We start from the raw sequence: 17,241 nt of genomic DNA on the forward strand, positions 1-17,241 counted from the left end.
CCATATGCGATATGTCTTTGTGTAAAAAATAGTTGTTAATTGTATAGATTAACTAGAGAAATTTTAATCACTTTTCAATAAAAGTGTGATTAACTACTGATGGGTAACTTTGTAACTATATGAATCACAATTATTTATTAGATACTAAGGCCAATTTCCCATTACCATAAATAGTTACATTTTTCTCTGCCGCGGCTAAGAAGATGGATTCACCAGCATATAATTTCAGTTCCTGCTCAGCAGACTTGACTGTAATCTGACCGCCAGAACAAAATAGAACCGATGCGGAATCATTTTCCAGTGTTATCGGCTGCCCTGAAACAGCATAAATAGAAAAATGAAAATCGTTGACTGGAACAGAATAATTCAGAGCTTCTTTTTCTTGTGTTGGGATAGTTAACAAGGTGGCAGCAGGTTTAGAGGTAAACTCCAGATTTGCCATTAATTCAGGAACATCGATATGTTTGCTGGTTAAGCCGGCGCGAAGGACATTATCTGAATTTGCCATAACTTCTAATGCAACACCTTCAAGATAAGCATGAGGAGTGCGGGCATAGAGAAACATGGCCTGACCCGGTTGTAATTCCACAATATTGAGCAGGAGAGGAGTAAACAGACCATTATCGTCGGGATAAAATTCTGTCATTTTTTTAATCGTTTCCCATGGCTCTCCCTGACGGCTATTCAATGCAGATTTCAATACTGCAAGCGCTAAACTTTTCTGTTTACCCTGCATATTGAGCAGTTGAGCAAAAAGGAACGATAAACCCTGCTCGGTAGGGTGTTGAATAAATGGCTGGATATCGGGATGTGCGTTCGAGACATAACTCAGTAACTCAGTTATTTCTGATAAAGGCCGGAAAGCATTCATCGCTCTGAATGGAGTCAGCGCATACACTAATTCAGGCTTATGGTTATCATCTTTATAATTACGCTGGGGTGAATCCAGAGGAATACCCGCAGCATTTTCTCTGGCAAAACCTTTTTCTGCCGATGATTTATCCGGATGAACCTGAATAGAAAGTGGCTGAGCTGCGCACAAGACTTTAAATAAAAAGGGTAGCCGCCCGAACTGCGTGGCGACTTTTTTACCCAGATATTTTTCCGGGTCCTGAGCGATAAGCTGATTTAGGGCAATAGGCTGGCCCGTTTCAGGATCAGCTACCTGAGAACTGCATTTGGGATGTGCGCCCATCCATAGCTCTGCCATAGGCTGATTATCCGGATTCGCGATACCATAAATATCGGTCAGTGCGGTTGTACTTCCCCAATCATAATGTTGGATTTGGTTGGTCATTTTCAGCATGGCGGATTTCCTTGTAATAAAAAAACTTATTTATACAACAACTTTATATGACAACAATACAATAAACACGATTAGGTCGCATTATCGATAATAAATTTATGGCATTATAAAGAGATGCCGATTAATTTATCTGCACTGTTGGGTGAGTTAAAAACAGTTGGATCCGGCGTATTCAATTATTCTGTGTGCTAAGGAGATAGTAATGGCAGCCACTCGCATTGAAAAAGACTCAATGGGACCTATCGAAGTACCTGCTGACCAATTATGGGGAGCGCAAACTCAGCGCTCACTGGAGCATTTCCGCATTTCTCAGGAAAAAATGCCTGTTGCATTGATTCATGCTCTTGCGTTAACCAAGCAGGCCGCGGCCAGTGTTAATATGGATCTGGGCCTTTTACCTAAGGAACGCGGTGATGCAATTATCGCTGCGGCGAAAGAGGTGTTGGAAGATAAACACCCGACAGAATTCCCTCTCGCTATCTGGCAGACGGGTTCTGGCACTCAAAGTAACATGAACATGAATGAAGTGCTGGCAAACCGTGGTAGTGAGATCCTTGGTGGTCAAAGAGGTAATGAACGCCTGATCCACCCTAATGATGATGTTAACAAGAGCCAAAGCTCTAATGACGTCTTCCCGACAGCAATGCACGTTGCGGCAGTTATCGCATTACGTGAGCACCTGTTGCCTGAGCTGAACGTTCTGCAAAAAACGCTGGCAGATAAAGCCGAAGCATTTAAAGATATCGTAAAAATTGGCCGTACTCACCTACAGGATGCGACCCCACTGACTTTAGGTCAGGAAATTTCAGGCTGGGCAGCAATGCTGGCTCATAACCTGAAACACATCGAAAACAGCATCCCTCATGTTTGTGAACTGGCGCTGGGCGGAACGGCGGTTGGTACAGGTCTGAATACTCACCCTGAATATGCCGTTCGTGTTGCGAAAAAAATCGCTGAATTATCCGGTCAGCCTTTTATCACTTCACCAAACAAATTTGAAGCATTAGGCACTTGTGATGCACTGGTTCATTCTCATGGTGCACTGAAAGGTCTGGCTTCATCATTGATGAAAATTGCCAACGATGTTCGCTGGTTGGCTTCCGGACCTCGCTGTGGTATCGGTGAAATTTCTATCCCTGAAAATGAGCCGGGTAGCTCCATTATGCCGGGTAAAGTAAACCCGACTCAGTGTGAAGCTATGACTATGCTGTGCGCTCAGGTTATGGGTAACGATGTGGCTGTCAATATTGGTGGTGCGTCCGGTAACTTTGAACTGAACGTATTCCGTCCAATGGTCATTCATAACTTCTTGCAGTCCGTCCGTCTGTTAGCTGATGGTATGCGTAGCTTCAATGAGCATTGTGCAATTGGAATTGAGCCTAATCGTGAGCGCATTACTCAGTTGCTGAATGAATCTCTGATGCTGGTAACTGCTCTGAATACTCATATTGGTTATGACAAAGCAGCAGAAATTGCTAAAAAAGCACATAAAGAAGGCCTGACTCTGAAACAATCAGCAATGCAGTTGGGTTACCTGACTGAAGCTGAATTTGACGCTTGGGTTCGTCCGGAAGATATGGTTGGTAGTATGAAGTAACTCTTGCCTATTAATGGCTGATGTGGAACCGGAGGTTTTTCCTCCGGTTTTTTGTTTATATTTCCCGATAAAGATGTAAACGGGGAATTATTCGCTCAAGCGGCTTAGCTTTGGGTTTGTGGCGGTATTTGATTGTATTGGCGTTATAATTTGGTAGTGAGCCTACTTTGGGGGTTACGCCACGATCTTTTGTATAAAAAGCGATGATGGGGAGAGGGCAGGCATATTGAACCTGTTTTTGTATTTCTGAATACCAGACTCGTGCGATAGGCTGTACTTTTACTGGTCGTTTAATTTTCAAAACCACATCATCAGGCAATTTCTTAATATCGGTGATTTCCAATGCGACCAATGCAGTCCACTGATCGCTGGAGTAGGGTGGGACTGCACGACCGGAATTATAACTCTTTTCCAGCCTTTCCAGAATTTGTTGTTTTGTTACTTTATTAATGATGTTTTTATTGGCCCAGCCAAAGTTGATAGTATCCGGATCTACGAGTGGAGTAATCGTTCGATAGGCATTTAAGGTAATTAAACCGCGTAAATGATCATGAACGAATTCAAACCGCTGTTCTTTGCTGACGCCTGATTCCTTAGTTACTATATTTTCCAGCTCTGTTTTTAACTCGTTGATTTCATCAATAACACTCATGGCCGCTTTATATTGTTGCTGGCTGACAGAAAAACACAATGCGCCCGGTAATCGGCTTGCGGCTTTGCTGCTGATATTGGGATGATTATGATGTATGAATAACTTCTGGTAAAACCGTAAACCTAAGTTAAGGGCATCTTCACCCTGTAGAGGAGTGACTTTAATTTCAGTAACCTGTTCATGTTCATCGCCTTTTTCAATTTGTGGCAATTGGAATACCCGGGCATCAATAAGGGGATATTTCATCAACAGTTCAGCCAATTCAGCTAATTTTTTTTCCTGTTTTTTAAAGCAAGAAGTAAGTGACTCTATTGAAAGGTATTTATTCATATTCGAATGCTCACACTTGTATTCTAGTGGATTTTCTTAAATTTAGTTACAACATACTTATTAAAATACAAAAAATCCAGTGCAACTATCAATAACAGAAGAAAATAAAGCTAAATAGGGAAGTTTATGGCAAATTATCTTTTAAATTGGCTATTGCTAATTATTTCTACATTATGGTAAAAGCTAAAAATAGATGCTTGCTATCTTTGTGTGATTACTTCGCTCTTGGGAGAGTTTTTTTGAAATCGGTTGGGTAAAGCGCTCTTCATTTTTTAAAGCGTATGAGAAAATTTTATTTTTTATGGACGTTATTCTGGGGTGGTTTGATATGAATAAATTGATTAAGCCAGTGAATTCTTTTAATAAAATTATTGATGCATTATTACCTTCCTCTGAAGAAATTTTATCAGATTTACCAACGCAAGGTTCATTAATTAAAATTGAGAATGAATTTGCCAAGTTCTTTTTATTAGTGCAGGGATATGTGAACATACGCAGAGTAGAAGATAATTTAATTATTTCGACTGTTTTTTCTCCTTATATCTTAGGGTTATCTTTTTATTCTGGTTCAGAAACCTATTATTCTATCGAGCTTGGCCCTGATTGTAAGATATATCAATTACCTCGTATTAGTGCATTGAATGCTATAAAAAAACATGATCTTTACAGAGAGTGGATGAGAGTGATTTCATATAAAATGGCATTCCTATATGCCAGAGATATGAGTATATTCCGTCACGGCGCTAAAGATATAGTATGTAGTCTATTATCTCGTCTTATCACGTTACCTAATGAATTCAGAGAAAATATCTCAGCTATTAAATATATAGAACAGCGATGTACACTTTCGCGCAGTTGTATTCAGCGCATATTAGCTTCTCTGAAAAAAAGTAAAAATATTGAGATTATTGATGGTTATTTAGTAAAGGTTATTTTTTTGCCAACAGAATCATATTATTAATAATCATATCTATCTTTTTTTTAAGTCACTTTTTTATTGGCTACACTCAACAATAATCGTTTTTATAACATATGATTATCTATATTTCTCTGGATCTTGAGAGAGTTCTGCCTCTCAAGATCCACTGGATATATTTTATTATGCTGCTAGTTTATTGAGCTTCATACCTATATAAAAAGCTATTATTGTTAATAATGAAATAAAAATAGCAACACCGTTCCATTGATAGTAAAACCAAAATACTCCACCTAATGTTCCTGATATACTCGAACCCGCATAATAACAGAACAGATAAAGTGATGAAGCCTGTGCTTTGGCTCGTTTAGTTCTTACGCCTATCCATCCACTGGCTACGGTATGAGCGGCAAAGAAGCCCATTGTCAAAATTGTCATACCGAGGAACAAAGCCCAGAGAGAGGAAAAAACCATGATTAAATTACCAATCAGCATCATACTGATCGCAATGAGTAACACCTTTCCTCGTCCATGCTTATTCAATAATGAGCCGGCTTTTGTTGCACTGTAAACACCTGTCAGATAAACAACAGATAATAATCCCACTACTGTCTGGCTCAAATGATAGGGAGCATCTAATAACCGATAGCCAATATAGTTAAACATTGTGATAAAGCTTCCCATCAATAAGAAAGCTTCGGCGAATAAAAGGGGCAATCCTTGATCGCGGAAATGTAATTTCAGATTAATAAATAATGTCTTAGGCTTGAGAGAACTGGATTTAAAATGTTGGGAGGAAGGAAGCATCACCCAAAATACGATAGCGGCAATAAGTGAAAATGAACCTAATAAAATGACAGCAAGATGCCAGGAATAATAATCTGTCATTACACCGGTTACTAATCGTCCGCTCATTCCACCAAATGAATTTCCACTGATATAAAGTCCAATCGATAAGGCTGCGCAACTCGGATGAATTTCTTCACTGAGATAAGTCATTGCAACGGCTGCTACGCCGCTTAAAGACAAACCTACCAAAGCCCGGATAATTAAAAAACCATACCAGCTGGTAGTCATGCTACTTAAAAGTGTAAGTAAGGAAGCGAAAATCAGAGAGATAGCTATCACATTTTTACGACCAATTGCATCAGACAGAGGGCCAGTGATCAATAATCCCAGTGATAACATGCCAGTAGATAATGAGAGAGCTAAGCTGCTGTTAGCTGGTGAAACTGAAAACTCTTTCGATAAGATAGGTAATATAGGCTGGATGAAGTAAAGCAGGGCAAAAGTTGCTAATCCGACCGCAAAAAATGACAAAGTAACACGTAGGTAGGCAGGGTCGCTGCTCTGTATATAACCACTATGTTCCCTATAACGAACTTCTTTTTCAGTATCTCGTGTAACATCAGCACCTACTGAATCTCTACTGATATCAGAGATTGTACCCATTCTACTTCCTTAAAATCCCTTCATTCAGGATTTATACTAAGAGGCTAAAAAAACGTTAATGTTTTGTTTCATAAAAAGGTTCCGGAACAAGAGTAAGAAGTTGTCAATATTTTGTCTAATATATTAATAATAATAAATGATATTTTTAACATATCAATTGACGGAAGATGATGAATATTAATATAGAATTAAGGCACTTACGTTATTTTATTGCGGTTGCAGAAGAACTGCATTTTGGGCGTGCAGCAGAGCGACTGAACATTTCACAGCCTCCATTAAGCCAGCAAATCCAGTCCCTTGAAGCCAATATTAAAGCCAAATTGCTGGCACGTAATAATCGTACAGTTACCCTGACACCAGCTGGTCATATGTTCCTCAAAGAGGCCTATCAGATATTATCTCAGGTTGATGCTGCGGCAACTAAAGCAGCCAGAATGCAGCAGGGTGAATTAGGCGAAATATCAATCGGTTTCACATCTACCACACCTTTTATGCATAAAGTGGCGCTTAGCTTACGTCAGTTTCGGGAACGTTACCCTGATGTATCGGTTCACATGCACCAGATGAACACCAAAACTCAGATTGCTCCATTGCAGACTGGTCGGATTGATATCGGGATCATGCGCAATACGTTATTACCTGATAATTTGCAGCACCGGCTATTGTTTCGTGAACGCTTTATGCTCGCTGTGTACGATGGCCATCCTTTACTGGAGTGTGTAAACGAAGGGATCACAATAAAAATGTTATCTGAATACCCTTTGGTTTTTTTCGAGCGGGATGTGGGAACGGCTCTATATGATGAAATTATTGCTTTGTTTATCAGTGCCGGAGTATCTCCGATGATTTCACAGGAAGCAGGCGAAGCGATGACTATACTTGGCCTTGTTGCCGCTGGTTTGGGAATTAGTATTGTTACGGAATCATTTATACGGATGAAAATCGATGGGGTGCAATATATTCCGTTAGCTCATACGTCGGTTCACTCTGAAGTTTGGCTGGTTAACCATAAAAAACGGCAGAACAATCCGGCAGTAGAGCGGTTAACTGATCTATTGCTCTCAAATATCTACAGTTGACAGAGAGTAGTTAAACAAACGTAACAATCACGAGAAATTCGTGTGAAAGATCACATTTTTGTTCTAAACGGATATCTTCAAATTTAAACAACGACATAATCATTACTAATTATTTAGAGGTGTAAATTAAATAGCGGGAGGCTCAGTGAGTATAGACGTACAACCAAGCCATGTTGACCAAATCAAACAGATTAATCTTGGTCTGGTTTACGGTCTGATAGATCAATATGGGCCTATTTCACGTATTGCACTTTCTAAAAAATCTCAGTTAGCACCTGCCAGTATTACAAAAATTACCCGAGAACTGTTCGATGCTCACTTAGTGAAAGAAGTTGAATTTCCTGATCTAGGGTTTCGTGGGCGTCCAGCAATCGGGTTAAAAACCGACAGCAAAGGGTGGCAATTTTTATGTATACGGATCGATAAAGATAGCACTGTATTTGGGCTTAGGGATTTGGGCAATAATCTTATTGTTGAAGAAGAGTTATCCTTATCTGCTTCTGAAAACCAGTCTTTTCTGAATTGCCTTTCTGAGCTGATCGATAATTTTTTTTTCCGGCATCAATCCCACCTCGAGCGTTTAACGGCTATCAGTGTGACCACAAACGGGATTATTGACCCGATTAATGGAGTTATTCATAACTCGCCGCATTACAGTATCCAGAACCTTCCTCTCAGCACATTTTTATACCGACGTATCGGCGTGCCGGTTTTTTTGCAGCATGGCATTACTGCATGGACAATAGCTGAATCTTTATATGGTGCAGGGAAGGGTTGCCAGAACATTATTCAGGTTGTTATTGATGATAACGTTGGTGTTGGCATTATGATCGCCGGGAAAATGCTCCATGCAGGAAATCAGAGTGTTGTTGAGATTGGGCATACTCAGGTCGAACCTGATGGTGAGCGTTGCTATTGTGGCAATACGGGCTGTCTGGAAACTGTTGTCGGTATTAAAAATATTTTGCTGAAAGCTCGAGAATTAGCCAGCCAATACCCTGGTTCATTAATATCTCCGGCAACACCTCTGACAGTGGAATTGCTTTGTCTGGCTGCTAATCAGGGTGATCCTCTGGCAACAGAGATTATCCAGAATGTAGGGGAAAGAATAGGGCAAATCATGGCGATTATGGTCAATATCTTCAATCCAGATAAGATATTGATTGGTTCACCGCTAAACGAGGCGAAACATATTCTTTATCCTGTTATTCAACAGAAAATAACGCAGCTTTCACTCCCCGGATATAGTCAAAGAGTCAATATAGCAGCGACCGCATTTGCCAATTCAGGAACCTTACCAGCCGCATCATTGATCAAGCAATCCTTGTACAGTGGTCATTTACTGCTCGAAATTATGCAGGGATAGCACACATCAGGCAAAACATTGAGCTAACGCAATCCCTATCTCAAACATATCACCTAAACTTCAACTCAGTTCTCTAGTTACAGCAAAGAGTAACCAGTCTAATCGGTTATTACGGAAATAAATTTATGTTAACGCGCTTATTTGTTACAGGCACGGATACCAATATCGGTAAAACGGTTGTTACCCGCGCATTACTGCAGTTCTTTAATAATGAAAAGGAAATTGCTGTAGGGTATGAACCTATAACAGGGGAAGGAACTTCGGTTGATTTTGCTCAAATGACTGATTGTCTTAATAAGCTGAGTCATAAGGCAGATCGTGTGATTGTTGACGGAAATGGTGGCTGGCGGGCGTTATTACAAGATAATTCTTTCTATTCTGACTGGGTTGTGAGAGAAAAACTACCCGTAATTTTAGTTGTAGGTATTCAAACCGGGTGTGTTAATCATGCTATTTTGACTGCACAATCCATTATCAGTGATGGTGTGCCATTGCTTGGTTGGATAGCCAATCGCATTAATCCCGGTTTAGCACATTACGCTGAAGTACTGGAAAGGTTACGTTGTCACATACCAGCACCTCAACTGGGTGAAATTCCTTATCTATTAAGGCCAGAAGAGCGGGAATTATCTCATTATCTGGATAGCACTGTTATATCGACATTTGATCATCTGTGAATACAAGAAGGGAGTGCCACTGTGTTCACTCCCTTCTTGTGAAGTAATTACTTTTGGCGATAGATTAGTGAGTGGACTGGCTTTCGTCATTAGTGTGAAGAAGTCGGGTATAAATAATTTTCTGTTTGCCACGGTTACAGCTTCCAACGACTTTCTCACCACTGTTAACCACTTGATCATTATCGATAACTTCAAGCTTAAAGTTTGCTTGTTTAACACCGTTGTTAATAATTTTCTGCGCTATTTGCTCTTTTAGAACATCACATGTCACAACTTTATTTGTCACTACATTGGATTGCGGATTTTGATCTTGTGATGCCTGAGTTACAAAAGATGTAGCTGCAGTCATTAAAATAGCCCCGGTTAGTAAGAATTTTCTCACCTTATCTCCTTGTTTTATTGGTATGGGTATAGCCTATTCAGGATTAATAGGGCGACCTGTATTCACATCCAGACAGCGCTTTGTTTTTGGTTCCCAATAAGCATTCAGGTTGAAGTTTTTCAAACAAGCATCCTCATTGTCAACGTCATTCTCATATTCTTCAAATCTCTTTTCTTTGCGTTTATTAATTTTATTACGCAAATCACGTTGTGAGTTCCACTCTTCTCTATCCTGTCTGGCGGTCTCTCTGGTCATAGAGTTCTCACCACCACCATTAATAATGACGCAGTTATCTGATGTGCAAGGATTAGATCTGGATAGCGCAGGAGTCTGCCAAAATAGCAGTAATAGAAGGGCAATGGCAGGGAAGTACTTGGCTATTAAGGGATGATGAATATTCATGCTTTAACCTCTCTCACAAAGTATTCATGAATGATACCCGAAATAATTGAAACCTGTTTTAAAGAGTCGCCTTATTATTTCGGGTATAAAATAACACCTATACCATTACCCATTGGTCAACAGATTAAATTTTTAAGCTCTGTGTATACTCAGGCCTGCAAATGTCTGGCAAACAGGCATCATTTCTAATGTATTGATATTGACGCGACCCGGCAGGTTAGCAACCCAGAATACAGCTTCTGCAATATCATCTGCAGTCAGTGCATCTGCGCCTTCATAGGTTTTATTCACTTTTTCACCATCACCTTTAAAGCGAACCTGAGAAAACTCCGTTCCTCCGACCAAACCCGGTTCAATATCTGTAACCCGAACTTTCTTCCCTTGTAAATCAGCACGAAGACCCAGACTGAACTGTTTTACAAATGCTTTAGTAGCACCGTAAACGTTACCGCCCGCATATGGCCAGCTTGCTGCGACTGAACCAATATTAATAATATGACCGTGATTCATTTTTACCATGTTAGGTAGTAAGGCGCGGGTCATATTCACTAAGCCTTTTGTATTGGTATCAATCATAGTTTCCCAATCATCAGGGTTAGCCTGATGAGCGGGCTCCAGCCCTAATGCAAGACCGGCATTATTCACGAGAATATCGATATTACGTAAGTTATCGGGCAAATCCTGCATAACTTTCTCTATTGCAGCACGATCCCTCACATCCAGTTGTACAGGATAAAAATTTTCACCTAATTCTTCCCTTAATTTATCCAGACGTTCTTTGCGACGCCCGGTAGCAATAACGATGGAACCGTTTTCAATAAATTTTCGGGCAATCACTTCACCAAAGCCAGCTGTTGCTCCAGTCACAAAAACAATCATAGTCGTCCCCTTTTACCGATGATTAACTAATTTTCCTATTTAACTATTAATTAGAGAAAGTTATTTATCTTTAGTCAAGAAAGAATTTAATAAGCTCTTTAGTTGTGATGACAAAATGAAGGGTATTCAGAGCTCATCGATTAATGTAACTATATGATATTAATTTGATTTTTTTGGTTTTTTATCTTCGTAAAACAATGGGGGTTATTTTATGGATTACAGAAAATCATGGGAATACAATATTAATTCCCTGCCACTTGCAGCAGGGATACTGGACCTTAATTTTAATGGCTTGAACTATTTAATGAATACACCAAAACGTTGGAACTGATTGATTTCAGAAACGAACTTATCAAAATATTTATGTTCTTCCACCGTATCTTTTGGGGAATAGTTTCGGTATGTTTCAGAAAAATCCGTGTATGCCTGATTGATTTTTTCTCTGAAGTTATCGTAAATATCCGGATTATCAGAAGACTTAATCTTATTTAATAATGAAACCAATTTTTCTGCCTCTTTTTGTACATCTGCATGTTTAAATTTCGGCTCAGGAAGAGTGTAATCAAGCACTGTATTCACAGTATCGTTGTTTTCATCAGCTTTGGTATCAGGAGTGAACTTTTCATCGTATTCTGTTAAAAAATATTGCAATAACTCTGGTTTATCAAAACATTTTGAGGTTATTTTTCCCTGTGATTTTTTATCATAAATATTAATTTCTTCTGGGAATGGTTTGCCTAAAGGAAATTGGCAGTTAAAGACATTGCCATCAATAACTGCTGCATTACTACTTCTTAATGGCATTTCAAGCTCATGCCCGTTAATAGTAACCTCATATTCTGCTGGCATGAAACGGTCTGCCTGCCCCTTTAACGCATATACTTCTGATAAGGTGTAATACATATAATTGTTCGGATTGAGGATACCGCCATTATTGTGTTCCAGTACCATAAAGGTAGATTTATTACCTTTATTATCATCAAGGTAATGTACTCCTGGTGACAGTTTTACACTTCCGTTGATCCCCGGTTCAATAGTGTAATCCTTATCGTCAATTTTAAATGTGATAGGGCTGTTTGTCGGGTTGCTGTAATAGAATTTGTTCTTATTGCTGTCAGGATCTAAGGCATCACAGGCTGCAAGGAGTAATACTGCGCTACTTAATACACCAACTTTTAAAAATGTTTTCATAGTTTATCGTCCATAACAAAAAAGTGTTCAAATTATTCATACACCATAAAGTTTTTGCAAATGTTTTGTTTTTAGAAACAAGGACAATAAAGTCAAATATTACTTGATTGACGTATAAATAACGTCTGCGAATTACCGGATAGCATTTTTATTCTGATGAGATACATATGAGAAAAATAATAATATTGGAAGCGGACTTTATCACTTATCACCTGATTGAAGCGCTCCGTGAAGAAAAGACTTGCTCCATGGCGGTAATTAAGCGCTGATTTTCCCACTCACTGCGTATAGCTATTCGATAGTAACGGTTATCTAGTCCGGCATAATTTTTACAATGACGGATTAGCAACTGATGTTTCAGTAAGGCATGCCACAGATCAATCTCAGGTCGCTCACAGCGAAAAAATAAAAAATTGGCTGATGGCGGCCAGACTGTCAGTTCAGAAAAGGCTGAAAGCTGGTTCCACAAATAATATTGCTGTGATTTAAGCCACTGATGTGTCGCAGCAATATAGTCATGCTCATCAAATAAAATTTCACCGACTTTTGCGGCAAAGGCGTTAATTGACCACGGCTCACGTCTATTTTTCATCTCTGCAATAACGGTTGTATTTCCGCTGATTAAATAACCTAAACGTAGGCCGGGAATAGCAAAAAATTTTGTCATTGAACGCAATATATAGAGATGTTTTGTGGTCGAAATTTGTGAGATCAATCCTCGATTATCAGGTAAAAAATCAATAAAGGATTCATCGACAATCAGCGAAATTCCATTTTTCTCGCAATATTCCACCAGCGCCTGTATAACTTGATTATCCGGCATTAACCCCGTGGGGTTATTGGGCGTGGCAATAAACAAACAATCGGGTTTAATTGCAGAAAGCATATCCAGTAGACGCAAATCAGGCTGAAATCCAGTTTCTTCTGTTAATGAATAATCGATGATTTTTGTTCCGATTTGCTGCAAAGCCCGTCGATATTCGGCAAACCCCGGAGTAAGAAGTAAAGCGAGTCTGGGATTAAGACAACGGACAATGGCATAAATCAGCTCTGTTGCACCGTTGCCTGCAATAACCTTTGCCTCATCGCATTTATGCGCTTTTGCTATTGCCTGATGTAAATAGCGATACTCCACATCGGGATATTTCTCAATATCGGTCAGGCTATTCTTTATCAACGTCTTAACGCGTTCCGGCGGGCCTAGCGGATTAATATTTGCACTGAAATCAATGAGTGTATCGGCTGAAAGACCATATCGCTGAGAAATACCGATAATATTGCCGCCATGTTCACTCATGGTATTACTCCGTCAATAGAATCTTCCAGTGCAGGGCAAAGCGAAGAAAGATTCAGATAAGAGGGAGAGAAGGCCAGCATTTCACTTAAATTAACTACATCACCGATCACAATCAGAGCAGGAGCATGCAGTTCCTTTTCTTCTGCCTTTGCCGCCAGTGTTTCCAGTGTGCCGATAACACTTTCCTGTTTCGGGTGGCTGGCATACATAACCACTGCCGCTGGCGTTGTCGCGGGTTTACCATGCTGAACTAATTGCTGACAGATATCTGTCAGGCGGGTCATTCCCATCAAAATGATCAAAGTGCCTTCCAGCTGAGCAAGTATTTTCCAGTTTTGTTGTTTGTCTTCCTGAGAGGTGTGCCCGGTCACTATATGAAAACCGGATGCGTAATTACGGTGAGTGACCGGGATCCCTGCATAGGCTAATCCGCCAATTGAGGAACTGATCCCCGGAACAATTTCAAATTTAATACCATGTTGTGCCAGAATTTCTGCTTCTTCTCCTCCACGCCCGAAAACATAAGGATCGCCGCCTTTTAAGCGCACGACTCGTTTTCCGTCCAGAGCATGTTGTACCAGAATTTCGTTAATCGCCTCTTGTGGAATAGGGTGATAATCATGTTCTTTACCAACATTAATAATTTCGCAGTGATCGGGGATTTGAGCAATAAGTTCAGGATTAACGAGACGATCATGAACAATGACATCCGCAGATTGAATGCAATGTAATCCCTTGACCGTAATTAAACCCACATCGCCGGGACCTGCACCGACTAACCATACACATCCTTTATTCATGAGATGACCTCTATGGATGTAAAATATAATGGAATTATATTTTTCTTTATCTCAGAGTTTTTACTATACACAATATAAATATGTTGATAATTATTACTGAAATGCTGAACAACTGAAATTGATTCAAATCAATTTTTGTATTTTTTGATAATGAATATTTTTCAGATTAGATGTTATCGTTTTAAATTAAGGTGTTTTATGTGAAGTTAATTTAATTAAAGATAAATGGGATCTTTGCTATAAACCATAGAATGTCAATGCGCTACTGGTTTTTATTGCTATTTCATTGTTGTTATGTATTGTTTTTTATTTTATCTCACTATAAATAATCATTAGAGGTTGTCATTAAAATTATCAATGGAATATTAATTGTTATATGGCGGGTTAATTAAAAATCATTTTGTTTGATATATGTCAATGATGAGGAATGCATGAATTTAACATCCTATTACTAATACAAGATTAAAACTAAGAAAGTCTTAAAAACTAAATCTGATTTTAATATCAAATCAGAATTTATATGTTTTGGGGTCAGCACATGCAACAGAAATATGCTTTTGTTATCGCAGGTACAGGTAGCGGATGTGGTAAGACAACGGTAACGTTGGGCATTATGCGATCCTTGATAAACCGAAAATTACGGGTACAACCGTTCAAAATCGGGCCTGATTATCTGGATGGCGGATGGCATTGTGCGGTAACGGGGGTTGCTTCACGGAATCTTGATGCTTTTATGCTCCCGAAACCTATCCTGAATGGTTTATTTAACGAAGCTATAGCCGATTACGATGTTGCCGTCATTGAAGGCGTGATGGGGCTGTATGATGGTTATGGTACAGATCCTGACTATTGCAGCAGTGCAGCGATGGCAAAGCAACTGGTTTGTCCGGTGATTTTGGTGGTGGATGGTAAGGCTGTTTCCACCTCGATTGCTGCAACAGTGATGGGATTTCAGCTATTTGATCCGACAGTGAATATTGCAGGTGTACTGATTAATCGCGTTAATCGGGATAGTCATTTTCAGCTTTTAAAACAGGCAATTGAAAATTACTCCGGTATTCCCGTTTTGGGGCGGCTTCCCGTTATGCCTGACGTGATACTGCCCTCCCGTCATTTAGGGCTGCTCCCAGCACAAGAACAGCGAGATCAACCTGCTGAACGCTGGTCCCGTCTTGCTCAGCAGGTTGCAGACTCGATAGATTTGGATAAGTTGCTGGATTTAACCCGGCTATCTTCGCTGCCAAAAGGCGATATAGGCTCTTTGGTTGATCCTACTCTAGGGCGGGGTTTAACGCTGGCACTGGCAGAAGACGAAGCCTTTCACTTTTATTACCCGGATAACCTGTTGTTATTGGAAAAGGCCGGTGTATCAATCAAACGTTTCAGCCCTCTGCATGATCACCAACTTCCTGAATGTCAGATGGTTTATCTGGGGGGAGGATATCCTGAAATTTATGCCCGTACTTTAGCTGCCAACTACGCCATGCATACAGCATTACGTCAGGCACACCAGAAAGGTATTCCCATTTATGCAGAATGCGGGGGATTGATGTATCTCGGTGATGCCCTGATTGATGCAGATGGTGTGAAGCATAGCATGGTGGGGCTGATTTCTGGTGAAAGCCGGATGGGTGATCACCTGAAACGCTTTGGTTACTGCGAAGCCACGGCAATGTGTGATACGCCTTTAATTGCGAAGGGAGAAACGTTGCGTGGGCATGAATTTCATTACTCAGATTTTATTACGACTCAGCCTGCGGTTTTTCAATGTATTAAGAAAACACACACTAGAGAAGCCTCAGAGAAAATCCAGAAAAGCTGGCAGGGCAGTTACCTGAATGGCAATACACTGGCGGGTTATCTGCATATCCATTTTGCCCAACGGCCTCATTTGCTCCATCGCTGGTTAATGCTGGCCCGGAGGCTGTTATGACCGTGTTATTGTGGTTCTCCGCTTTTATTCTGGATATGAAGTTAGGCGATCCTCTTCATTGGCCTCATCCCGTGCGCTGGATAGGGCAGCTTATCAGCCGGTCTGAGCAATTTATTCGTCCGGTTTGTCAGACCGAAACCAGCCTGAAATGGGGCGGTGTGTTGCTATGGCTTGTCGTTGTGGGGAGTACTTGGCTGGCGAGCTATTGGTTTTTACAACTGGCCTATGGGCTTATGTTCTGGCTGGGATGTGTAGCAGAAATCTGGCTGATTTATACCATGCTGGCAGGACGAAGCCTGAGCGATGCAGCAAATGCGGTTTATCAGGCATTGTGTAATGAAGCTACAGATCACAATAATTTGAATATCAGCCGACAGGAACTTGCCAAAATTGTTGGTCGTGACACTTCTCAATTACAACCACCACAAATTAGCTGCGCTGTGATTGAAACCGTGGCTGAAAACAGCGTAGACGGCGTTATTGCTCCCTTATTCTTCTTAATGCTTGGCGGCGCTCCACTTGCTATGGCTTATAAGGCAATCAATACCCTTGATTCAATGGTGGGATATAAAACTCCCCGTTATCAGGCAATAGGAATGTTTTCAGCCCGTATGGATGATGTCGCGAATTGGTTACCTGCACGTCTTGGATGGCTCCTGCTGGCAATGGCCGCAAAATGGCAGGGGCAGGATTTTCGCCAGGCATTGCGCATTGGCTGGCGTGACCGCTACCAGCACAGCAGCCCGAATAGCGGCTGGTCAGAGGCAACTATGGCAGGGGCATTAGGTATCCGCTTGGGTGGGCCGAATGTTTACTTTAACCAGCTGGTTGAAAAGCCGTGGATTGGTGATGCAAAGCGCGAAGTCACACCAGAGGATATACCTCAGTCTGTTCGAATAATGCAAGTAGCATCAGTCATGGCGCTTCTGCTTTTTGCCCTGCTGTATAGCCTGTTCAGCGTGATGACATAAGGAGGGAATAA

General features: G+C 40.5%; 16 protein-coding genes. 7 read left to right on the plus strand and 9 right to left on the minus strand.

The window, feature by feature from the left end; genetic code table 11:
- Positions 1 to 130 precede the first annotated feature (130 nt).
- Positions 131 to 1,306 (minus strand): mannose-6-phosphate isomerase, encoded by a 1,176-nt coding sequence (gene manA, locus AACX38_RS03930; RefSeq protein ID WP_228863566.1) that lies wholly within the window; start codon positions 1,304 to 1,306, stop codon positions 131 to 133.
- A gap of 202 nt (positions 1,307 to 1,508) precedes the next feature.
- Here manA and fumC point away from each other — a divergent pair, with 202 nt between their 5' ends.
- The gene (gene fumC / locus AACX38_RS03935; protein WP_228863567.1) at positions 1,509 to 2,903 is read left to right on the plus strand and encodes a class II fumarate hydratase; all 1,395 of its coding nucleotides are present in this window, start codon (positions 1,509 to 1,511) and stop codon (positions 2,901 to 2,903) included.
- A gap of 55 nt (positions 2,904 to 2,958) precedes the next feature.
- Here fumC and tus read toward each other — a convergent pair whose 3' ends face one another.
- Complete coding sequence (gene tus, locus AACX38_RS03940; protein WP_228863568.1) at positions 2,959 to 3,885, minus strand: DNA replication terminus site-binding protein; 927 nt, start codon at positions 3,883 to 3,885, stop codon at positions 2,959 to 2,961.
- 328 nt (positions 3,886 to 4,213) lie between these two features.
- On the opposite strand from tus, the gene AACX38_RS03945 reads away from it, so the two are divergent.
- Positions 4,214 to 4,846 (plus strand): helix-turn-helix domain-containing protein, encoded by a 633-nt coding sequence (locus AACX38_RS03945; protein ID WP_099122146.1) that lies wholly within the window; start codon positions 4,214 to 4,216, stop codon positions 4,844 to 4,846.
- Between the two features lie 138 nt (positions 4,847 to 4,984).
- On the opposite strand, the gene AACX38_RS03950 is transcribed toward AACX38_RS03945, so the two are convergent.
- The gene (locus AACX38_RS03950; RefSeq protein ID WP_228863569.1) at positions 4,985 to 6,253 is read right to left on the minus strand and encodes an MFS transporter; all 1,269 of its coding nucleotides are present in this window, start codon (positions 6,251 to 6,253) and stop codon (positions 4,985 to 4,987) included.
- 176 nt (positions 6,254 to 6,429) lie between these two features.
- Between AACX38_RS03950 and AACX38_RS03955 the strand changes: the two genes are divergently transcribed.
- The 3 genes from AACX38_RS03955 to bioD all read left to right on the plus strand — a co-directional run bounded on the left by AACX38_RS03955 (position 6,430) and on the right by bioD (position 9,375).
- Positions 6,430 to 7,332, plus strand: coding sequence for a LysR family transcriptional regulator (locus tag AACX38_RS03955; RefSeq protein ID WP_228863612.1), 903 nt, complete (start codon positions 6,430 to 6,432; stop codon positions 7,330 to 7,332).
- Between the two features lie 145 nt (positions 7,333 to 7,477).
- On the plus strand, positions 7,478 to 8,698 hold the full coding sequence (gene mlc / locus AACX38_RS03960; protein WP_228863570.1) for a sugar metabolism global transcriptional regulator Mlc: 1,221 nt from the start codon (positions 7,478 to 7,480) through the stop codon (positions 8,696 to 8,698).
- A 125-nt stretch (positions 8,699 to 8,823) separates the two neighbouring features.
- A complete protein-coding gene (gene bioD, locus AACX38_RS03965) occupies positions 8,824 to 9,375 on the plus strand; it encodes an ATP-dependent dethiobiotin synthetase BioD (protein WP_228863571.1) in 552 nt (183 codons plus the stop codon).
- A gap of 64 nt (positions 9,376 to 9,439) precedes the next feature.
- Here the strand turns inward: bioD and AACX38_RS03970 are convergent, their stop codons facing one another.
- The 6 genes from AACX38_RS03970 to cobA form a co-directional block, all read right to left on the minus strand.
- On the minus strand, positions 9,440 to 9,757 hold the full coding sequence (locus AACX38_RS03970; protein ID WP_228863572.1) for a DUF1161 domain-containing protein: 318 nt from the start codon (positions 9,755 to 9,757) through the stop codon (positions 9,440 to 9,442).
- Positions 9,758 to 9,790: 33 nt separating this feature from the next.
- On the minus strand, positions 9,791 to 10,159 hold the full coding sequence (locus AACX38_RS03975; RefSeq protein ID WP_228863573.1) for a DUF1283 family protein: 369 nt from the start codon (positions 10,157 to 10,159) through the stop codon (positions 9,791 to 9,793).
- A gap of 132 nt (positions 10,160 to 10,291) precedes the next feature.
- Positions 10,292 to 11,038, minus strand: coding sequence for a bifunctional NADP-dependent 3-hydroxy acid dehydrogenase/3-hydroxypropionate dehydrogenase YdfG (gene ydfG, locus AACX38_RS03980; RefSeq protein WP_228863574.1), 747 nt, complete (start codon positions 11,036 to 11,038; stop codon positions 10,292 to 10,294).
- 297 nt (positions 11,039 to 11,335) lie between these two features.
- Positions 11,336 to 12,229 (minus strand): hypothetical protein, encoded by an 894-nt coding sequence (locus tag AACX38_RS03985; RefSeq protein ID WP_228863575.1) that lies wholly within the window; start codon positions 12,227 to 12,229, stop codon positions 11,336 to 11,338.
- 208 nt (positions 12,230 to 12,437) lie between these two features.
- Entirely contained in the window at positions 12,438 to 13,526 is a 1,089-nt protein-coding gene (gene cobD, locus AACX38_RS03990; protein ID WP_228863576.1) for a threonine-phosphate decarboxylase CobD, read from the minus strand.
- Positions 13,523 to 14,326, minus strand: coding sequence for a uroporphyrinogen-III C-methyltransferase (cobA, locus tag AACX38_RS03995; protein WP_228863577.1), 804 nt, complete (start codon positions 14,324 to 14,326; stop codon positions 13,523 to 13,525). Before cobA ends, cobD begins: the two co-directional genes overlap by 4 nt.
- A gap of 538 nt (positions 14,327 to 14,864) precedes the next feature.
- Between cobA and AACX38_RS04000 the strand changes: the two genes are divergently transcribed.
- Together AACX38_RS04000 and cbiB are read left to right on the plus strand one after the other, a co-directional pair.
- Positions 14,865 to 16,259 (plus strand): cobyrinate a,c-diamide synthase, encoded by a 1,395-nt coding sequence (locus AACX38_RS04000; protein ID WP_228863578.1) that lies wholly within the window; start codon positions 14,865 to 14,867, stop codon positions 16,257 to 16,259.
- The gene (cbiB, locus tag AACX38_RS04005; RefSeq protein ID WP_228863579.1) at positions 16,256 to 17,230 is read left to right on the plus strand and encodes an adenosylcobinamide-phosphate synthase CbiB; all 975 of its coding nucleotides are present in this window, start codon (positions 16,256 to 16,258) and stop codon (positions 17,228 to 17,230) included. The genes AACX38_RS04000 and cbiB overlap by 4 nt, the downstream gene beginning before the upstream one ends.
- Positions 17,231 to 17,241: the final 11 nt, after the last annotated feature.

The organism is Xenorhabdus sp. PB30.3, from assembly GCF_963895965.1.
Lineage (GTDB): Bacteria > Pseudomonadota > Gammaproteobacteria > Enterobacterales > Enterobacteriaceae > Xenorhabdus > Xenorhabdus stockiae.

Excerpts from the sequence above, each read along its gene's own strand:
- manA (WP_228863566.1), bottom strand. The coding sequence starts at position 1,306 with ATGCTGAAAATGACCAACCAAATCCAACATTATGATTGGGGAAGTACA.
- fumC (WP_228863567.1), top strand. The coding sequence starts at position 1,509 with ATGGCAGCCACTCGCATTGAAAAAGACTCAATGGGACCTATCGAAGTA.
- tus (WP_228863568.1), bottom strand. The coding sequence starts at position 3,885 with ATGAATAAATACCTTTCAATAGAGTCACTTACTTCTTGCTTTAAAAAA.
- AACX38_RS03945 (WP_099122146.1), top strand. The coding sequence starts at position 4,214 with ATGAATAAATTGATTAAGCCAGTGAATTCTTTTAATAAAATTATTGAT.
- AACX38_RS03950 (WP_228863569.1), bottom strand. The coding sequence starts at position 6,253 with ATGGGTACAATCTCTGATATCAGTAGAGATTCAGTAGGTGCTGATGTT.
- bioD (WP_228863571.1), top strand. The coding sequence starts at position 8,824 with ATGTTAACGCGCTTATTTGTTACAGGCACGGATACCAATATCGGTAAA.
- AACX38_RS03975 (WP_228863573.1), bottom strand. The coding sequence starts at position 10,159 with ATGAATATTCATCATCCCTTAATAGCCAAGTACTTCCCTGCCATTGCC.
- ydfG (WP_228863574.1), bottom strand. The coding sequence starts at position 11,038 with ATGATTGTTTTTGTGACTGGAGCAACAGCTGGCTTTGGTGAAGTGATT.
- AACX38_RS03985 (WP_228863575.1), bottom strand. The coding sequence starts at position 12,229 with ATGAAAACATTTTTAAAAGTTGGTGTATTAAGTAGCGCAGTATTACTC.
- cobD (WP_228863576.1), bottom strand. The coding sequence starts at position 13,526 with ATGAGTGAACATGGCGGCAATATTATCGGTATTTCTCAGCGATATGGT.
- cobA (WP_228863577.1), bottom strand. The coding sequence starts at position 14,326 with ATGAATAAAGGATGTGTATGGTTAGTCGGTGCAGGTCCCGGCGATGTG.
- AACX38_RS04000 (WP_228863578.1), top strand. The coding sequence starts at position 14,865 with ATGCAACAGAAATATGCTTTTGTTATCGCAGGTACAGGTAGCGGATGT.
- cbiB (WP_228863579.1), top strand. The coding sequence starts at position 16,256 with ATGACCGTGTTATTGTGGTTCTCCGCTTTTATTCTGGATATGAAGTTA.